Raw genomic sequence first — 17,935 nt, 5'->3', positions numbered from 1 at the left:
TAGCATAACGTGTTCATTTGACGTTATATCTTGTTATATATAACGCACCATAGTGATTATCTTGGGTGAGTGTAAAATGAAAAAGAACGTTTATCGGTTGTTGACCGGGGCTGTGGCCTCTTTTGCGTTTATCGGAAACCTCTGGGCGACAGATAACGTGACTGTGTTTGCTGCTGCTTCATTAACGAACGCGCTGGATGAGATTGCAGCACAATACAAAAAAGAGAAACAGGGCGATATTGTTGCTGTCTATGCTTCATCTTCGACATTGGCACGTCAAATCGTGCAAGGTGCGCCAGCAGATATGTTTATTTCTGCCGATCAGCAATGGATGAATTACGCGGCGGATAAGCAATTCATTGCTGACAATACCCGTCATATCTTATTGGGTAACCAGCTTGCCCTGATTGCCCCTAAAGAGAGCAAATTAAATGAAGTTAATATTAACCGAGAAACAAAATGGCAATCCCTGCTGGCGGGAGGGCGTTTGGCGGTTGGCGATCCGGATCATGTGCCGGTAGGGATTTATGCCAGGGAAGCGCTGCAATATTTGAAGGCCTGGGATAGCGTTAATCCCCTGATGGCACGGGCTAACAACGTGCGCAGCGGTATGGCACTGGTAGAACGGGCGGAAGCGCCGCTGGGCATTGTCTATGGCTCTGATGCTGTTGCCAGCAATAAAGTGAAAATTGTCGGCATTTTTCCACCTGCAAGCCATAAACCGGTGGAATATCCGATTGCAATAATCAAAGGCCATGAAAAACAGGCCGTTCGTGATTTTTATGATTATCTTAAAACCCCGGAAGCCGCAGCAATTTTTAAACGCTACGGCTTTACTCCACTGTAGGAACTGATCTTTTGGAGATATTAAGTGAATATGAATGGCAGGCAATCTTACTGAGCTTAAAAATTTCAGGCATTGCTGTGTTATTCAGTCTGCCATTCGGGATCTTAATGGCATGGATGTTGGCTCGTTGTCAGTTTTTTGGAAAATCCTTGCTCGACAGTATCCTTCATTTACCCTTGGTGTTACCGCCGGTGGTGGTGGGATATCTGTTACTTATCAGTCTGGGGCGCCGCGGGATCATAGGGGAATTTCTTTATGACTGGTTTGGTGTCAGTTTTGCATTTAATTGGACAGGCGCGGCGTTGGCTTCGGCGGTGGTGGCGTTTCCGTTGATGGTCAGAGCCATTCGGTTGTCTCTGGAGAGTATCGATCGTCGGCTGGAACAGGCCGCCCGTACATTAGGTGCGGGATCACTGAAAGTCTTTTTCACCATTACCTTACCGTTGTCATTGCCTGGCATCATTGTGGGGGCGGTATTGGCCTTTGCCCGATCGTTGGGGGAATTTGGTGCAACGATTACCTTTGTTTCGAATATTCCGGGGGAGACTCGCACGATTCCTCTTGCGATGTATACATTGATAGAAATGCCGGGTGCTGAAACCGCCGCAGCGCGTTTATGCCTCATTGCAATTGCGCTGGCACTGATTTCATTGATGCTTTCTGAATGGCTGACACGTTGGGGGAAAAAACGTTTGGGGGCTGCATGTTAGAACTGGATTTTGAACAGCATCTGGGGGCGTTGCACATGCAGGTTGAGACGACTCTGCCAACAGAAAGTATTACCGCCATCTTCGGGCTGTCAGGGGCAGGAAAAACGTCACTGATTAACGCCATTGCGGGATTAAGCCGCCCGAAAAAAGGGCGTATTGTTTTCAACGGCACCCCCTTAGTGGATACAGAACAAAATATCTTTCTGCCACCGGAAAAGCGCCGGATTGGTTATGTTTTCCAGGATGCGCGCCTGTTCCCGCATTATCGCGTGAAAGGGAACTTACAATACGGCATGGCACCAGAGATGAAAGCGCAATTTGACCGTATTGTCAGTTTGCTGGGAATTGAACATTTATTGTCACGTTTTCCCATGACATTATCGGGTGGCGAGAAGCAGCGAGTGGCGATTGGCCGTGCATTATTGACCGCCCCTGAGATTTTGCTGATGGATGAACCCCTGGCATCGTTAGATTTACCCCGTAAGCGTGAGTTGTTACCTTATCTCGAAACGTTGTCCGAAAACGTCAAAATTCCGATCCTATATGTCAGTCACAGCCTGGATGAAATTTTACGTTTGGCAGATCATGTCATTGTCATGGATCAGGGAAAAGTCAGGGCAACAGGATGCCTGGAAGATATCTGGTCAAGCAGTGCCCTGCGCCCGTGGCTACAAAAAGAGAACCTGAGCAGCATACTGAATGTATCGGTGATGGAACATCATCATCGTTATCACATGACCGCTGTCGCAGTAGCTGATAAGGCGCTTTGGTTACCAAAAATTGACGCCATGCCGGGAACGGATTTGCATATCCGTATTGATGCATCAGACGTTTCCTTAGTCCCGGAGCGGCCAAAAGTCAGTAGCATCCGCAATACGTTGCAAGTCAAAGTGATTGAGTTTTTTGAAGAAGAGGGTCAGGTTGACGTCAAATTGGCGCTGGGTGAACATAGCCTGTGGGCGAGAGTGACCCCCTGGGCGCGGGAAGAACTTAATTTACGGGCAGGGCAATGGTTGTATGCACAGATAAAGAGTATTTCGTTGAATCGTCACTGATGAACACACAGGAAATGATAGCCGTCGGAAATAAGGTCAATCAGCGGTAGTGATAGAGGGAGTACAGTAATGGACTCCCGTTAATCCCTGAGCGAATTACAGTACGTATTTTCGCAGGACTTCAGCGATGCCGGGTTGGGTATTATCCCGCGTGACAATATCAGCTCGTGCTTTGACCTCATCAGGTCCATTTTCCATAGCAACGCCCAGCCCGGCGCTTTCCAGCATACTGAGATCGTTATAATTATCACCAAAAGCAATCACATCGTTCATACTCAAGCCTTGCGATTCCACCCATTGCCGTAAGCGCATACCTTTACTGTTGCCTTTTTTCGCTATATCGACCTGATCAAACCATGACCACTCACACTCAAGGCCCACATTTTCTTCAATTTGTTGACTCATTTCACGTAGCTTAACTAAATTGGGTGAGCTGGTGGCGAATTTCCAGATGAAATTCACATCATGAATCGCATCTTGAAAATTTTCCGTTTGCTGAAGATTAGGGCGTTGGTGTTCTGGCAGGGAATCTGACCATGCTAGAGTCCGAACTACAGTATGAGGAAATTGATATAAAATAGCGTCGTCCACATACATTAAATTTTGAATTTCCGTATCTTGCAGATAAGAGAGCGCTTGAGACGCTTCCTGAATTGAGAGTGGATTGGACTCCAGGACTCTCTTTTCCGCATAATCATAGGAATAAGTCCCATTGCAACAAATGGCAGGTGTATTAAGTTGGAGTGCTTGATAGAAAGGATGGATGGCGACATGATGGCGTCCAGTCACAATTAACACCTTGATACCTGCTTGGCGCGCTTCACTGAGGGCAGCCAGTGATTCCGGTAAAATACGTTTTTGTGGATCGAGCAATGTTCCATCAAGATCCAGTGCAATAACGCGATATGACATAAGTTGGCCTCTGGGTTGTCTATGATATTAACAGAATAATATACATGAGTCGGAGAGAGTTAAACCGTCATGTGAGCAGTTTAGCAGATAAGAATCTTGACAGATCAATGAAATGGCAATGAAGCATTAAGGAGAAAACATGAAACAGGTGGTTTATACAGCCAGCCCAAACAGCCGACAAATTCACGTATGGTCGCTCAATATGGCAGGGGAACTTTTGCTTCTCCAGACGGTGAATGTGCCGGGTGAAGTACAGCCAATGGTCGTTCACCCTGATGGCAAGCATTTATATGTGGGGATCCGTCCGCAATTCAGTATCGTGACTTATGCCATTGGGGAAGATGGGCGTCTTGAACCGCGGGCGATTGCGCCATTGCCGGGCAGTCCGACGCATCTATCGACTGACAGAACAGGGCGTTTTTTATTTTCTGCTTCTTATAGTTTCAATAACTTAAGCGTCCATCCGATTGATGAAAATGGCATTGTCAAAGCGCCACACCAAATTGTTGAAGGGTTGCAAGCGCCACATTCTGCGAATGTTGATCGGGAAAATCATCAATTACTGATCCCCTGCCTGAAAGAAGATCATATCCGTATTTTTAATCTGGATAAGCAAGGATATCTGACAGAAAGCCGGGCAGATGAAATCACCACAACAGCAGGTGCTGGCCCGCGCCATATGGCATTCCATCCGAAAAATCCGGCGATTTATTGCATTAATGAATTGGATTCAACGGTTGATGTTCTGCGTCAATGGGAAAAATACCGTATTGTGCAATCCATTGATTCGTTACCCGACGATTTTGCCAACGTTCGTTGGTCGGCAGATATTCACATTACCCCGGATGGGCGGCATCTTTATACCAGTGAACGCTCCGAAAGTCTGATTAGCCATTTTCGTATTTCAGCAGAGGGTTATCATCTGACATTCGTCGGGCATTATCCAACAGAAACTCAGCCTCGTGGTTTTGCGATTGATAGCAGTGGTCATTTCCTGATTGCGTCGGGACAGAAATCTGATCACATTTCGGTGTCACGCATTGATAAGTACTCGGGGGTATTGACCCTTCTGGCGCGTTATCCGGTTGGCAAAGGCCCGATGTGGGTGACGATTTTGGCATTATAAACCTGAGCCGCGCTATTTTTGGTGCGGCAACGGTTTCTTTAATCTGAAAATGCTATTTTGATAAATATTAGTCATCAACCGATAAATATTTTATATCACTATGCGCGGTTTTTTGTGATAGATTCCATAAAAAATATCATCCCTAGTTTAAACAACAAACAAAAGTAATTTTTATCAACGTGATTGATCACGCTTGTGTAATGATGTGATGTTAAAATGATTTAATAAAATCAATGAACCCAAAAAATAAACAAGGAATTAATGATGGACAATAAAAAATTATCATCTCCAAGTCAGGAAGAGATGCAAAAAGCATTTAAAAAATCTAATGAACTGCATGAAAATATCACCTCACACTATGAAACTGTTTCGAAAGAAAAGCCTGAATTAGCACATTTATTTGTAAAGCATCCCAAAATGATTTCATTGTGTGGTTATGGATATGGTATGTCAGAATATGTTAGTGGTTACTTCAACATTAATACATACCGGGAATATGGTCGTTATCCTTTTATTCAAGTGACATCCAGTTTATCCACAATTGGACCTCAGCCAAATTATGGACAACAAGTGATGTTTAACGGATATATTCAGGGAGGGCCCGATATGCCACAAGTCAATTTTGAAAACATTTACCTGGGTGGGGTATTGCAAAATATACAAACCGTCGTCAATGTTCCGCTTAATCTACAATTATTTATTAATGAAGAAAATATTACTTTGCGTTTATTTGAGGGGAATATTTACTTAGGCGATTTAACTTCAATCTATCAACATGAGTTTCATGCATTTATTCCTATTGAGTTTTCAGGCGCTGGTTCTTTTAATTACATATAATAACCTCTGAATTTTTTTAAAGATATCAATATTAATACGGTAATAATAACGGTGATATCAGATTAACATGTTATTTTCCAGTCACGTCATTATTGATGTGACTGGAAATAACCTCTTTGTAATCGATCTCACCACATTTAATAGTTCTATTTCTATCTCTGGCAGCCATATGTTGCATGATGCGGTCGGTGATTTATTTTATCGGTGTTTTTTGTTGTCACTAAAATATCGGGTTCCTCACTTTATGACATCCGCAATGGCATTTGTCAGTCTTGATAACGGTTTTGGTTGAATAATATAAGGTGGCATTAAGTAAATTAAGCGACCAAATGGCCGGATCCAGACACCGCGTTGAACGAACTGAGATTGTAGTGAAGCAACATCAACCGGTTGTTTCATTTCAACAACGCCGATTGCCCCTAAAACCCGAACATCGTTGACCGCATGATGTCGCTTGAGCGGGAGTAACTCCGTGCTTAACTGAGCGTCAATTGCTTGAATACGTTGCCGCCACGGGCTATCAGAGAGCAGTTTCAGGTTGGCACTGGCAACGGCACACGCCAACGGGTTACCCATAAACGTGGGGCCATGCATAAAACAGCCCGCTTCTCCCTGGCTGATGGTTTCAGCAACATGACGGGTAGTCAGCGTTGCGGATAATGTCATATATCCCCCCGTTAATGCCTTGCCTAAGCACAATATATCTGGTTCGATCTGGGCGTGCTCACAGGCAAACAATTTTCCGGTTCGTCCAAATCCGGTCGCAATTTCGTCTGTTATCAACAAAATTTGATATTCATCGCAAAGTTGGCGAACCCGGCGCAGATATTCAGCATGATAAATTCGCATTCCCCCCGCACCCTGGACAATCGGCTCTAAAACCACGGCGGCAATTTCATCATGGTGTTGCAGTAACAACTGATGCAGAGAATCAATATCTTCCGGTCGCCACTCATCACCAAACGCACATTGTGGTGCATCAGCAAACAGGTGATTGGGAAGGTAGCCTGTATACAAGTTATGCATGGCGTTGTCTGGATCGCAGACAGACATGGCACCCAATGTGTCACCATGATAACCATGACGTAATGTCAGGAAGCGATGGCGTTTTTCCCCTTTAGCCTGCCAATATTGCAGTGCCATTTTTAGGGCGACTTCGACGGCAACCGATCCTGAATCAGCTAAAAAAACACATTCCAGTGCCGCAGGGGTCATCGCAACTAATTGTTTACACAGCTCAATCGCAGGAGAGTGGGTGATACCGCCGAACATAACATGTGACATCTTATCGATCTGAGCCTTTGCCGCCTCATTAAGAACGGGGTGATGATAACCGTGGATAGCTGACCACCATGAGGACATGCCATCAATTAATGTTCGGCCGTCTGATAACACCAGTTCTACGCCGCGGGCAGATACGACCGGATAAGTGGGAAGTGGATTGGTCATTGAGGTATAAGGATGCCAAATATGGCGTTGGTCAAATTCAAGATCGGAAGGTGTCATGATCATTTTGTTGTAAACCTTTTTTGATTGCTTTTGGTTGACATGATAACGGCATTATTTAAACTGACAACGTTTTTTCTCATGGGAGATACGATTGTGAGCGAGCGTCAACAATGGACAATCAAACAGGCACAGCACTTGTTTGATAAGCCTTTTTTTGAATTATTATTTCAGGCTCAACAGGTACATCGTGAGCATTTTGACCCACAACAAGTACAAGTCAGTACCCTGCTTTCCATCAAGACCGGCGCCTGCCCGGAAGACTGCAAATACTGCCCACAAAGTTCCCGTTATAAAACCGGTCTGGAAAAAGAGCGGCTGATGGAAGTGGAAACCGTCATTGAATCGGCCCGCAAAGCTAAAAAGGCGGGTTCAACCCGTTTTTGTATGGGTGCCGCCTGGAAAAACCCGCATGAACGGGATATGCCGTATCTGGAAAAAATGGTCAGTGAAGTCAAAGCATTGGGTATGGAAACCTGCATGACGCTGGGCATGTTGAATCCCTCTCAGGCACAACGTTTGGCTGAAGCGGGTCTGGACTATTACAACCATAACTTAGACACTTCGCCAGAATTTTACGGCAACATTATCACTACACGCAGTTATCAGGACAGATTGGATACATTGGATAATGTCCGGGATGCCGGTATTAAAGTCTGTTCCGGGGGCATTATTGGTTTGGGGGAGCAAATTCGTGATCGGGCAGCATTATTGGTGCAATTGGCCAATTTACCTAAACCGCCGGAAAGTGTGCCGATCAATATGTTGGTAAAAGTCAAAGGAACACCATTGGAAGATAATGAAGATGTCGATCCTTTTGACTTTATCCGTACCATTGCGGTCGCACGGATCATGATGCCAACATCGTATGTCCGTTTATCTGCGGGTCGTGAACAGATGAATGAACAAACTCAGGCCATGTGTTTTATGGCAGGTGCCAACTCCATTTTTTACGGCTGCAAATTATTGACGACCCCCAACCCGGATGAAGATCAAGATTTGCAACTCTTCCGTCGTTTAGGCATCAATCCTCAACAGACAAAAACGGCATTCGGTGATAATCAACAGCAGCAGCATCTGACTGAAGCCATTATTCATCATACTGATAACGAACAATTCTATAATGCGGCGCTATGATGAACTGGTCAGATTCTCTCTCACGGCGTTTGGCCGAACGTCGGGGCACTTCGCTGTGGCGGAATAGGCAAGTCCATCAGGGATCGGATGGGCGGTTACTGTTCACTTCAGATGGTCAATATCTGAATTTTTCCAGCAACGATTATCTTGGATTAAGCCGGCATCCCCGGATCATTGCGGCCTGGCAGCAAGGGGCTGAACAGCATGGGGTGGGGAGTGGCGCGTCAGGCCATGTTACAGGCTATACCGTTGCGCATCAGGTGCTGGAACAACAATTGGCAGAATGGCTGGGGTACTCCCGCGCCTTACTCTTCATTTCGGGTTATGCCGCTAATCAAGGGGTGATTGCGGCTTTGATGGAAAAAGAAGATCGCATTATTGCTGATCGCCTGAGTCATGCTTCGTTGCTGGAGGCTGCCATGCTTTCTCCCGCACAGTATCGGCGGTTTCGGCACAACAATATGGGATCACTGCAACGGCATTTGGCAAAAACAGGTGGCGGCAAAACGCTGGTGGTGACGGAAGGTGTTTTCAGTATGGATGGGGATTGTGCCCCCCTTGGCGCTATTGCTCAGCAAGCGAAAGCGGCGGCAGGCTGGCTGATGGTGGATGATGCTCATGGCATTGGCATTCACGGTGACGAAGGGCGAGGAAGTTGCTGGATGCAAAATGTGAAACCGGAGATTTTGATCATCACTTTTGGTAAAGCCTTTGGCTTGAGTGGCGCCGCGGTTTTATGTGATGAACAAACCGCAGAATACTTGCTCCAATACGCCAGACATCTGATTTACAGTACTGCAATGCCACCGGCACAGGCAATCGCCCTTTCCGAAGCTGTCCGACAAATCAGAGCAGGCAATGAACTGCGCCAACGGCTGCAAAACAATATTCGTTATTTCCGCCATGAAGCACAGCATCTCCCTTTTGTCTTGATGGATTCAGAAACCGCCATTCAGCCACTCATTATTGGTGACAATGCACGTTGTACCGCGTTGTCTGATGTTCTCAGGCAAAAAAAAGTGTGGGTCAAAGCGATCCTTCCGCCAACGGTTCCCACGGCGAGTGCGCGATTGCGCATTACGCTGACCGCAAACCATACACGGTACGATATAGATACATTACTGGAGGCGTTGCATGGTGTTGGCGGTTAATGCCATTGATAAACACGCGATTGCCGGTGCTTTTGGTCGTGCGGCTTCTAAATATGACGCGGTGGCAAAATTACAACAGCAAACGGGTGACTACCTGATGACGCTGGTACAAGCTGAAAATACAGGCATACGGGTATTGGATGCCGGCTGTGGGACGGGATTTTTTAGTGCCCGTTGGAAACAGCAGGGTAAACAAGTGATTGCGCTGGATTTGGCTGCTGGCATGTTAAACCACGCAAAAGGACAACAAGTTGCCGATTATTATCTGCAAGGGGATATCGAACATCTGGGGTTGGCGGAAAGCAGTGTGGACATCTGTTTCAGTAATCTGGCGGTACAATGGTGTGGTGATTTGCCAAGTGCATTGCGGGAGTTTTATCGTGTTACCCGACCTGGTGGCCTGATCGTGTTTTCCACTCTGGCGCAGGACTCACTGAATGAATTGGCCACTGCGTGGAAGCAGGTGGATGATTATCAGCATATTAATCAATTTTTGCCTCTGCGAGCCATTACACAAGCATGTCAATCCTATCAACATAAAATCATTCACCGGAAATATCTGCAGTGCTACCCACAACTTTTGCCACTACTGAACTCTTTAAAGGGGATCGGAGCCACACACCTTCATCATGGCCGCCAGCGCGGATTAATGACCAGAAAACGCATCAATGCCCTTGCCGAAGCATACCCACGGAATCATGGAAATTATCCGTTAAGTTATCAAATTGTTTTTGGAGTCATTTATTGTGACAAATAAGTATTTTCTGACAGGCACCGATACTGAAGTCGGTAAAACGGTTGTGAGCTGTGCTTTGTTGCAGGCTGCGAAGAAAAAAGGTTATCAGACAGCAGGTTACAAGCCGGTGGCATCCGGCAGTGAAATGACAACAGAGGGGATACGTAATGGTGATGCGCTGGCTCTGCAACGTCACAGCACGGTGTCATTAACCTATCAGGAGGTGAATCCTCTGGCCTTTGTTGAACCCACATCACCCCATATTGTGAGTGCGGCGCTTAATCAGCCAATCGAGTTTTCCGTCTTATCTGCGGGATTGGACGTCCTGACAAAAAAATCTGACTGGATTTTGATTGAAGGCGCCGGGGGATGGTATACACCACTATCGGAAAACATGACTTTTGCGGATTGGGTTATTCAGGAAGATTTACCGGTCATTTTAACCGTCGGTGTTAAATTGGGTTGTATTAACCATGCTGTATTAACCGTAAAAGCGATTCAGTCTTCTGGCCTGAAACTGGTCGGTTGGGTTGCTAATGAAATTGAACCGGCGGGCAAATATCAGGCGGCATATTTGGCGACACTGGAACGTATGATCCCTGCGCCTTTACTGGGCGTTCTTCCTCATCTGGGGGAATTCAGTGATAGCGATAACATCGGTCAATATATGACGATTGATCCACTGGTTAAGTAATTGTTTACTTTAAGTTGGCTAAAATAAGTTTCAAGCGTGACATTTTAGCCGATTTTTTTTACGTGATAAGTATTTTGTTTCGACAATTTCTGTCTGGTTTTTAAACAACGAATAACGTAGAGCAATCCTAAAACAGCACCAAAATATTCCGTTATTGAAAATAATTGATAAACAAGGATCGCTCCGCGATCACCCATGCTTAATAGGTTTTGCTGAGTTATCCACTATTCTTGTGGATAACCCTGTGTATTAGTTTTAGAAAAGTATCCTCGTGCAAGGCAACACGCGGCTTTGGCGAGATTTGTTGTTATTCTCTACTCGGATTTTTTTTGATTAAAAATCAACTTATTATATAAAAGCAATTTCTTTCTTTCTTCTTTGGTGATTTGGTGTCTTATCATTTCAGTAACGAGTGCAAAAATAGGAAAAAGCAATCCCATCATCTGGGGATAAACATCGTCACGATTCATGTTAATTAAAGGTTAATATCATCATGTGAATATCACCTGGTGGTAAATATTGCGCCAAGTGGTGATTTGCCGCTATTTTTTGATCGTTCTAAGATCGTCTTGCCAACAAAAACACCATTATTTTTTCAACTTGCTTGAAGCTGTTTTTTTATCCAGTATGATAAAAAGGGGTTTTCAGGGGATGGTGCGGGAAAAATGAGCAAAGAAACGAGTAAGGTTTTTAAGTTGCATTCTGATTTTAAACCGGGAGGCGATCAGCCATCGGCTATCCGGCAATTACAGGAAGGGCTGGAAGATGGACTGGCTCATCAGACGCTGTTAGGGGTAACCGGATCGGGTAAAACATTTACGATTGCCAATGTTATCGCAAACATAAATCGTCCTACCCTGATCCTTGCTCCCAATAAAACATTGGCCGCACAGCTTTATAGCGAGATGAAAGCGTTCTTTCCTGAGAATGCCGTAGAATATTTTGTCTCCTACTACGATTACTACCAGCCGGAAGCCTATGTGCCTAGCTCCGATACCTTTATCGAAAAAGACGCTTCCGTGAACGAACATATAGAGCAGATGCGCCTGTCGGCAACAAAAGCGTTGCTGGAACGTCGTGATGTCGTTGTCGTTGCCTCTGTTTCTGCGATTTACGGCCTGGGTGATCCTGATAGTTATTTGAAAATGATGCTGCATTTAACGGAAGGTATGTTAATTGACCAGCGTGCTATCTTGCGTCGTTTGGCAGAACTGCAATATACCCGTAATGATCAGGCCTTCCAGCGAGGCACATTCCGGGTCCGTGGTGAAGTGATTGATATTTTTCCCGCAGAATCAGATGAACAGGCGCTGCGTGTGGAGTTGTTCGATGATGAAGTTGAACGTCTTTCCCTGTTTGATCCGCTGACAGGGCAGATCGTGTACTCGGTGCCGCGTTATACTGTTTATCCCAAGACGCACTATGTCACCCCGCGTGAACGCATCCTTCAGGCGATGGAGGCGATCAAAGCGGAATTAGTGCAGCGGCGTAAGGTGTTGTTGGCGTCAGACAAATTATTGGAAGAGCAGCGTATTACTCAGCGAACACAGTTCGATCTCGAAATGATGAGTGAACTGGGCTACTGTTCTGGCATTGAAAACTATTCTCGTTATCTGTCAGGTCGTTCTGCCGGAGAACCTCCGCCAACGCTATTTGACTACCTTCCGGCAGACGGTTTGCTGGTGGTTGATGAATCTCACGTCACTATTCCGCAGATCGGCGGAATGTACCGGGGCGATCGATCCCGCAAAGAAACATTAGTGGAGTACGGTTTCCGTTTGCCGTCAGCGCTGGATAACCGGCCATTGCGGTTTGAAGAATTTGAAGCATTGGCGCCACAGACCATTTATATTTCAGCGACGCCGGGTCATTATGAATTGGAAAAATCGGGCAATGAACTTGTCGAACAAGTCGTGCGTCCGACGGGGTTAATTGACCCCGAAATTGAAGTTCGCCCTGTGGCAACTCAAGTGGATGATCTGTTATCTGAAATCCGTATCCGGGCGGCAAAAAATGAGCGGGTGTTGGTCACGACCTTAACTAAACGTATGGCCGAAGATCTGACGGAATACCTGGAAGAGCATGGTGAGCGGGTGCGTTATCTTCACTCCGACATTGACACCGTGGAACGGGTGGAAATTATCCGTGATCTTCGTCTTGGTGAATTCGATGTTTTGGTCGGTATTAACTTATTGCGTGAAGGTCTGGATATGCCGGAAGTTTCCCTGGTTGCCATTTTAGATGCAGATAAAGAGGGTTTCCTGCGTTCAGAGCGCTCTCTGATCCAGACTATCGGCCGTGCAGCGCGTCATCTACACGGTAAAGCAATTTTATACGGTGATAGAGTGACGGGGTCGATGGCGAAAGCCATTGATGAAACGGAGCGTCGTCGCGCCAAACAGCAGGCATTTAATCAAGAACACGGTATTGTACCGCAAGGGCTGAATAAAAAAATCGGTGACATTCTGAAAATTGGTCAACCTGTTGATGGTAAAGGAAAAGCCAAAGGTAAGCGTAAAATTGCCGGAGAGACGAGGGATTACCGCCATTTATCCGCGAAAGAGCTGGAACATAAAATCCGTGAACTGGAAGATAAAATGTACCAACATGCACGGGACTTGGAATTTGAACAAGCGGCTAATCTCCGTGATCAGGTTCAGACATTACGGGCACAATTTATCACCAACGCCTGAGTCATGAGCATTGTGCCGTGGGCACAATGCTCAGGCACATCGCTAACCCAATTTTTGCAGCGTGTATTCAATTGCCTGGCGTAATAATTCACGATCATGGCGATAAGGGATATCCTGCGCTTCCAAAACCTGTTGGGTCACAATTCGATCCGTAAAGGCGCTGATATCTGTACGTGGGCCGACAATCAGTGCATGGATCATTTTGCGGCCAATCTTATTTTCCATAATGTCAATTTTATCTTTTAACGTTAGCTTTGTTGCCGCATGACTCAGCTCTTTCCCTAAGTTACCGATATAAATCATATTCGCGTTGCTACGTCGCAGGGATTGCGTTAAATCTTCCAATAATAACAATGGCATTAGGCTGGTGAAAAAACTGCCAGGTCCGATCAGAATTAAATCTGCTTGCTCAATCGCCTCCAGTGCTTCTTTCGTCGTGTTGACATGAGGATAAAGGGCAAGCGCTTGTGGTACACCATTGAGTTGATCGACATTCACTTCGCCATACACGGTATTACCTTGCTCATCGATGGCCATTAAATCAACCGATTGCTCTGACATGGGAATCAACTGTGCGTTGACTTTCAATAAATTGCGGATCAAATTAATGGCTTCAAGAGGACGGACGCTTAAATGATCTAAAGCCTTCAACATTAAATTGCCCAAATTATGCCCGGATAATTCGCCTTTACCGCTGAACCGATATTCAAACATGGCAGAAGCAATGGTTGGTTCCGTGATTAACTGATTGAGGCAATTACGCATATCTCCCCATGCGATCCCGCCTTCTGAGCGTCGTATTCTACCGGTTGAACCCCCATTATCCGTGGTCGTGACAATGCCTGTCAGACGGCTTCCGAGGGAGGAAAGGGAAGACATCACGCGTCCAAGTCCATGACCGCCGCCGAGAGCGACAACGCGATCCAGATCAGCTAATGAGCGATTTCGCATAGGATTCCTATTACTGACTAAACGTAGGGGATTAAATAAACCTCATCTAATTTATCACAAAATATAATGCTTTCAGAAGGTTGGTGTAATTTTGTACAATCTATTTCCCTTATATTCAATGTGACTGCGTGGAAACACCGTCATACTTTGAGCGTTATCTAGCGGTAACTCGTTGCCTAATAAGGTATATATTGGATTGTGGATTCGCTTTTTATTTTCTTAAGCGTTAGAATTCCGGGCGTGTCCATCGTCATTCGCATTGTCGTTTATAGCCAAATTTAACGGATACTAACGCCTAGCCTCTGTGTCTAAGTCGCTGTTTATCAAATGGATACCACATTGATATGATGCACTGGCCGTGGCTCTTGAGTCACCAGGATGCAAGGTAGAAATACCGGCATCTCCCGTACTTGGAAGGTGTTATTGTGGAACAACTCGTAGATGCGTTTTTGCGCAAGTTCTATTATTTGAGATTATCGATTACGGATGTGTGCAATTTTCGTTGCACCTACTGTCTGCCTGATGGATATCGGCCTCATGGTCATCAATCTTTTCTTTCTCTGCCGGAAATTCGTCGTGTCAGCCGGGCATTTGCTGAACTTGGTACAGAGAAAATCCGCCTGACAGGGGGAGAGCCAACGATGCGGCGTGATTTCTGTGACATTATCGCTGCCGTTCACGAAAATCCGCAAATCAAAAAAATTGCGGTCACAACGAATGGCTACCGGATGGCACGGGAAGTTTCTCAATGGAAATCGGCGGGTCTGACCGCCATTAACGTGAGTGTTGATAGTTTAGATCCCCGCCAATTTTATGCCATCACCGGGCAGGATAAATTTTTTCAGATTATGCGTGGTATTGATGCGGCTTTTGAAGCGGGATTCAACACGGTAAAAGTGAATGCGGTGCTGATGAAAAATCAAAATGATGCCAGCCTGCCTGCGTTTCTTCACTGGATTCAACACCGCTCTATCCAATTGCGTTTTATCGAACTGATGGAAACGGGGGAAGGCAGTGATATTTTTCATCGCCATCACCTTTCTGGTGAAGTCATTCGCCGCCAACTGTTGCAACAAGGTTGGCAGCTGCGGCCGCGTGCGCGCAGTGACGGACCGGCTCATGTTTTCCGTCATCCTGATTATCAGGGAGAAATTGGTCTTATCATGCCGTATGAAAAAAATTTCTGCCAAAGCTGTAACCGCCTGCGAGTCTCCGCTATTGGCAACCTTCATTTGTGCCTGTTTGGTGAACAGGGTATTCCGTTGCGTGATTTATTGGCTGATGACGTCTCACTTGACGCGTTGAAACGACGCATTCAAGGAGGATTAGGCCATAAACGTGAAACTCACTTCTTACATCAAGGGGACAGTGGTATTACCCCGAATCTCTCTTTTATTGGTGGTTAATGTCACTGCCAGATTCATTTTCAGGCGTAATATTTAGGAGCAAAGAATGCCGCAATTAACCCATATCAATCCTGCGGGGGAAGCCCATATGGTGGATATTTCTGCCAAATCGGAGACTGTCCGTGAAGCACGGGCAGAAGCATTCGTTGAAATGCAGGCGGAAACCTTAGCCATGATCATTGCCGGTGGGCATCACAAAGGCGATGTTTTTGCGACCGCCCGTATCGCCGGAATTCAGGCAGCAAAACGGACATGGGATCTGATCCCCCTTTGCCACCCGCTACTGCTTAGCAAAGTGGATATTCAATTGGAAGCACAAACAGAACACAATCGTGTCAGGATTGAATCTTGCTGCCGCCTGGCCGGCAAAACCGGCGTGGAGATGGAGGCTCTGACTGCGGCATCTGTGGCCGCGTTGACGATTTATGATATGTGCAAAGCTGTGCAAAAGGATATGGTGATTGGGCCGATACGGTTATTGGAAAAAAGTGGCGGTAAATCAGGGCATTTTAAGGTGAGCGTATGATAAAAGTACTCTTTTTTGCTCAAGTCCGTGAGTTGGTAGGAATCGATTTACTTGAATTGCCGAATGATTACCCAACGGTTGCGCATCTCCGACATGCACTGATTGAAAAAGGTGAACGATGGGCGTTGGCATTGGAAGAAGGTAAATTGTTATTTGCGGTGAATCAATCTTTTGTCCATGCCGAACAGGCCTTACATGACGGTGATGAAGTGGCGTTTTTCCCGCCGGTGACGGGAGGATAACAATGGAAAATACTCGGATCAATGTTCAACGCGAGGTGTTCCATGTCGGTGAAGAATATCAATGGCTCTCACAGGGTGATGAAGAAGGAGCAATAGTGACTTTTACCGGCAAAGTTCGTCACCATAACCTGGGAGATAGCGTTCATTCACTGACATTGGAACATTATCCTGGCATGACAGAAAAGCAGTTACAGAACATTGTTGATGAAGCGCGCCAACGCTGGCCTTTACAACGAGTCAGCGTTATCCATCGCGTGGGAGAACTGTACCCGGGGGATGAGATTGTCTTTGTTGGCGTGACCAGCTCTCACCGTCATAGGGCTTTTATGGCGGCTGAATTTATTATGGATTATCTGAAAACGCAGGCCCCCTTCTGGAAAAAAGAATCGCTTGCGCAGGGAGAGGGAGAACGTTGGGTCGAAACGAGACAAAGTGATCAGGAGGCAATAAACCGTTGGTCATCATTCGGGTCATAATAGGCTGAAATTGTGTTCAAGGGGTTGTTTTGTGAATTATCTTGAAAACGGGCTGGATAAATAATATATCACTGAAATAGCCATTAATTGGCGGATGGTTTTATTCATGTTCTATGCTAATGTATAGCTTTTAAGTGGGTTGTTTTTTAACAGTCTTAATCCTTAAACTCTTTTATGAAAAGGTAATCGTCATGGATCGATATCAACGTCCTAATGATTCGATTGTCCAGAAAGCGGGTTCTGGTATACAAAGTTATATGGCGCAAGTTTATGGCTGGATGACTTGTGGCCTGCTGTTAACGGCATTTGTTGCAGGGTATGTGGCAAATACCGCTGAAATTTTCTCCATCATTACTTCCAGCAACATTATTTTTTATGGTTTGGTGATTGCACAGCTTGCACTGGTGTTTGTGCTGTCTGGTTTAGTGCATAAAATGAGCGGGGCGCTGGCAACAGGGCTGTTTATGCTGTACTCCATGTTGACCGGGTTGACACTCTCGGTCATCTTTGTGGCTTATACCGCTAGTTCTATTGCCAGTACCTTTATTGTGTCAGCGGGGATGTTCGGCGCATTGAGCGTTTATGGTTATACCACCAAGCGTAGCCTCAGTGGTCTGGGTAACTTCCTATTTATGGGGCTCATTGGTATCGTTCTGGCTTCTCTGTTGAACCTCTGGCTGAAAAACTCCGCATTAACGTGGGTCATCACTTATATTGGTGTTTTGGTTTTTGCTGGCTTGACTGCGTACGATACCCAAAAACTGAAAGAAATGGGGGAAGAGCTGGATATGAATGATAGAGAGAACTTGCGCAGGTATTCTATTACGGGCGCACTGACTCTGTATCTGGACTTCATTAATCTGTTCCTGATGTTGCTGCGTATTTTGGGTGATCGCCGATAACTGCGGATATATCGCCTTATTTTTTAAT

Annotated in this window: 18 protein-coding genes and 1 riboswitch; of the genes, 15 read left to right on the top strand and 3 right to left on the bottom strand. The window is 45.7% G+C overall.

Translation table 11 applies throughout. The features are described from left to right. Positions 1 to 76: 76 nt before the first annotated feature. From modA to modC, 3 genes are read left to right on the top strand one after another with little or no spacing between them, the layout of a single operon-like run. Complete coding sequence (gene modA / locus XPG1_RS10450) at positions 77 to 847, top strand: molybdate ABC transporter substrate-binding protein (protein ID WP_045959028.1); 771 nt, start codon at positions 77 to 79, stop codon at positions 845 to 847. 17 nt (positions 848 to 864) lie between these two features. Further along, positions 865 to 1,557 carry a molybdate ABC transporter permease subunit gene (gene modB, locus XPG1_RS10445; protein WP_045960671.1) on the top strand — a complete coding sequence of 231 codons (693 nt, stop codon included), beginning with the start codon at positions 865 to 867 and terminating at the stop codon, positions 1,555 to 1,557. Continuing rightward, the gene (gene modC / locus XPG1_RS10440; protein ID WP_045959027.1) at positions 1,551 to 2,612 is read left to right on the top strand and encodes a molybdenum ABC transporter ATP-binding protein ModC; all 1,062 of its coding nucleotides are present in this window, start codon (positions 1,551 to 1,553) and stop codon (positions 2,610 to 2,612) included. Before modB ends, modC begins: the two co-directional genes overlap by 7 nt. 96 nt (positions 2,613 to 2,708) lie before the next feature. On the opposite strand, the gene XPG1_RS10435 is transcribed toward modC, so the two are convergent. Then, positions 2,709 to 3,524 (bottom strand): pyridoxal phosphatase, encoded by an 816-nt coding sequence (locus XPG1_RS10435; RefSeq protein WP_045959026.1) that lies wholly within the window; start codon positions 3,522 to 3,524, stop codon positions 2,709 to 2,711. A 139-nt stretch (positions 3,525 to 3,663) separates the two neighbouring features. On the opposite strand from XPG1_RS10435, the gene pgl reads away from it, so the two are divergent. Beyond that, positions 3,664 to 4,650 (top strand): 6-phosphogluconolactonase, encoded by a 987-nt coding sequence (gene pgl / locus XPG1_RS10430; protein ID WP_045959025.1) that lies wholly within the window; start codon positions 3,664 to 3,666, stop codon positions 4,648 to 4,650. Between the two features lie 261 nt (positions 4,651 to 4,911). Beyond that, a complete protein-coding gene (locus tag XPG1_RS10425) occupies positions 4,912 to 5,487 on the top strand; it encodes a hypothetical protein (protein WP_231852996.1) in 576 nt (191 codons plus the stop codon). A gap of 237 nt (positions 5,488 to 5,724) precedes the next feature. Here XPG1_RS10425 and bioA read toward each other — a convergent pair whose 3' ends face one another. Then, the gene (gene bioA / locus XPG1_RS10420) at positions 5,725 to 6,993 is read right to left on the bottom strand and encodes an adenosylmethionine--8-amino-7-oxononanoate transaminase (RefSeq protein ID WP_045960669.1); all 1,269 of its coding nucleotides are present in this window, start codon (positions 6,991 to 6,993) and stop codon (positions 5,725 to 5,727) included. Positions 6,994 to 7,089: 96 nt separating this feature from the next. On the opposite strand from bioA, the gene bioB reads away from it, so the two are divergent. The 5 genes from bioB to uvrB all read left to right on the top strand — a co-directional run bounded on the left by bioB (position 7,090) and on the right by uvrB (position 13,404). Then, a complete protein-coding gene (bioB, locus tag XPG1_RS10415) occupies positions 7,090 to 8,130 on the top strand; it encodes a biotin synthase BioB (RefSeq protein WP_045960668.1) in 1,041 nt (346 codons plus the stop codon). Beyond that, complete coding sequence (bioF, locus tag XPG1_RS10410) at positions 8,130 to 9,281, top strand: 8-amino-7-oxononanoate synthase (RefSeq protein ID WP_045960667.1); 1,152 nt, start codon at positions 8,130 to 8,132, stop codon at positions 9,279 to 9,281. The genes bioB and bioF overlap by 1 nt, the downstream gene beginning before the upstream one ends. Next, positions 9,265 to 10,038: a malonyl-ACP O-methyltransferase BioC gene (gene bioC / locus XPG1_RS10405; RefSeq protein ID WP_045959023.1), complete on the top strand. Its 774-nt coding sequence runs from the start codon at positions 9,265 to 9,267 to the stop codon at positions 10,036 to 10,038. Before bioF ends, bioC begins: the two co-directional genes overlap by 17 nt. Then, the gene (bioD, locus tag XPG1_RS10400) at positions 10,028 to 10,711 is read left to right on the top strand and encodes a dethiobiotin synthase (protein ID WP_045959022.1); all 684 of its coding nucleotides are present in this window, start codon (positions 10,028 to 10,030) and stop codon (positions 10,709 to 10,711) included. Before bioC ends, bioD begins: the two co-directional genes overlap by 11 nt. A 665-nt stretch (positions 10,712 to 11,376) precedes the next feature. Then, positions 11,377 to 13,404 (top strand): excinuclease ABC subunit UvrB, encoded by a 2,028-nt coding sequence (uvrB, locus tag XPG1_RS10395; protein WP_045959021.1) that lies wholly within the window; start codon positions 11,377 to 11,379, stop codon positions 13,402 to 13,404. Between the two features lie 42 nt (positions 13,405 to 13,446). Here uvrB and yvcK read toward each other — a convergent pair whose 3' ends face one another. Then, complete coding sequence (gene yvcK, locus XPG1_RS10390) at positions 13,447 to 14,355, bottom strand: uridine diphosphate-N-acetylglucosamine-binding protein YvcK (protein ID WP_045959020.1); 909 nt, start codon at positions 14,353 to 14,355, stop codon at positions 13,447 to 13,449. Between the two features lie 280 nt (positions 14,356 to 14,635). Then, a riboswitch (molybdenum cofactor riboswitch) is annotated at positions 14,636 to 14,791 on the top strand. Here yvcK and moaA point away from each other — a divergent pair. The 5 genes from moaA to XPG1_RS10365 all read left to right on the top strand — a co-directional run bounded on the left by moaA (position 14,781) and on the right by XPG1_RS10365 (position 17,907). After that, a complete protein-coding gene (gene moaA / locus XPG1_RS10385) occupies positions 14,781 to 15,761 on the top strand; it encodes a GTP 3',8-cyclase MoaA (RefSeq protein ID WP_045959019.1) in 981 nt (326 codons plus the stop codon). (Overlaps the previous riboswitch by 11 nt.) Before the next feature lie 46 nt (positions 15,762 to 15,807). Next, the gene (gene moaC, locus XPG1_RS10380; protein ID WP_045959018.1) at positions 15,808 to 16,287 is read left to right on the top strand and encodes a cyclic pyranopterin monophosphate synthase MoaC; all 480 of its coding nucleotides are present in this window, start codon (positions 15,808 to 15,810) and stop codon (positions 16,285 to 16,287) included. Next, a complete protein-coding gene (gene moaD / locus XPG1_RS10375) occupies positions 16,284 to 16,529 on the top strand; it encodes a molybdopterin synthase sulfur carrier subunit (protein WP_045959017.1) in 246 nt (81 codons plus the stop codon). The genes moaC and moaD overlap by 4 nt, the downstream gene beginning before the upstream one ends. A 2-nt stretch (positions 16,530 to 16,531) precedes the next feature. Further along, positions 16,532 to 17,005 (top strand): molybdopterin synthase catalytic subunit MoaE, encoded by a 474-nt coding sequence (gene moaE / locus XPG1_RS10370; protein WP_045959016.1) that lies wholly within the window; start codon positions 16,532 to 16,534, stop codon positions 17,003 to 17,005. 191 nt (positions 17,006 to 17,196) lie between these two features. Next, positions 17,197 to 17,907 carry a Bax inhibitor-1/YccA family protein gene (locus XPG1_RS10365; RefSeq protein ID WP_045959015.1) on the top strand — a complete coding sequence of 237 codons (711 nt, stop codon included), beginning with the start codon at positions 17,197 to 17,199 and terminating at the stop codon, positions 17,905 to 17,907. The last annotated feature ends 28 nt before the right edge of the window (positions 17,908 to 17,935 follow it).

The organism is Xenorhabdus poinarii G6, assembly GCF_000968175.1.
Lineage (GTDB): Bacteria > Pseudomonadota > Gammaproteobacteria > Enterobacterales > Enterobacteriaceae > Xenorhabdus > Xenorhabdus poinarii.
The sequence above is the reverse complement of the archived record's forward strand: the minus strand, read 5'-3'. Positions and strand labels throughout refer to the sequence as shown.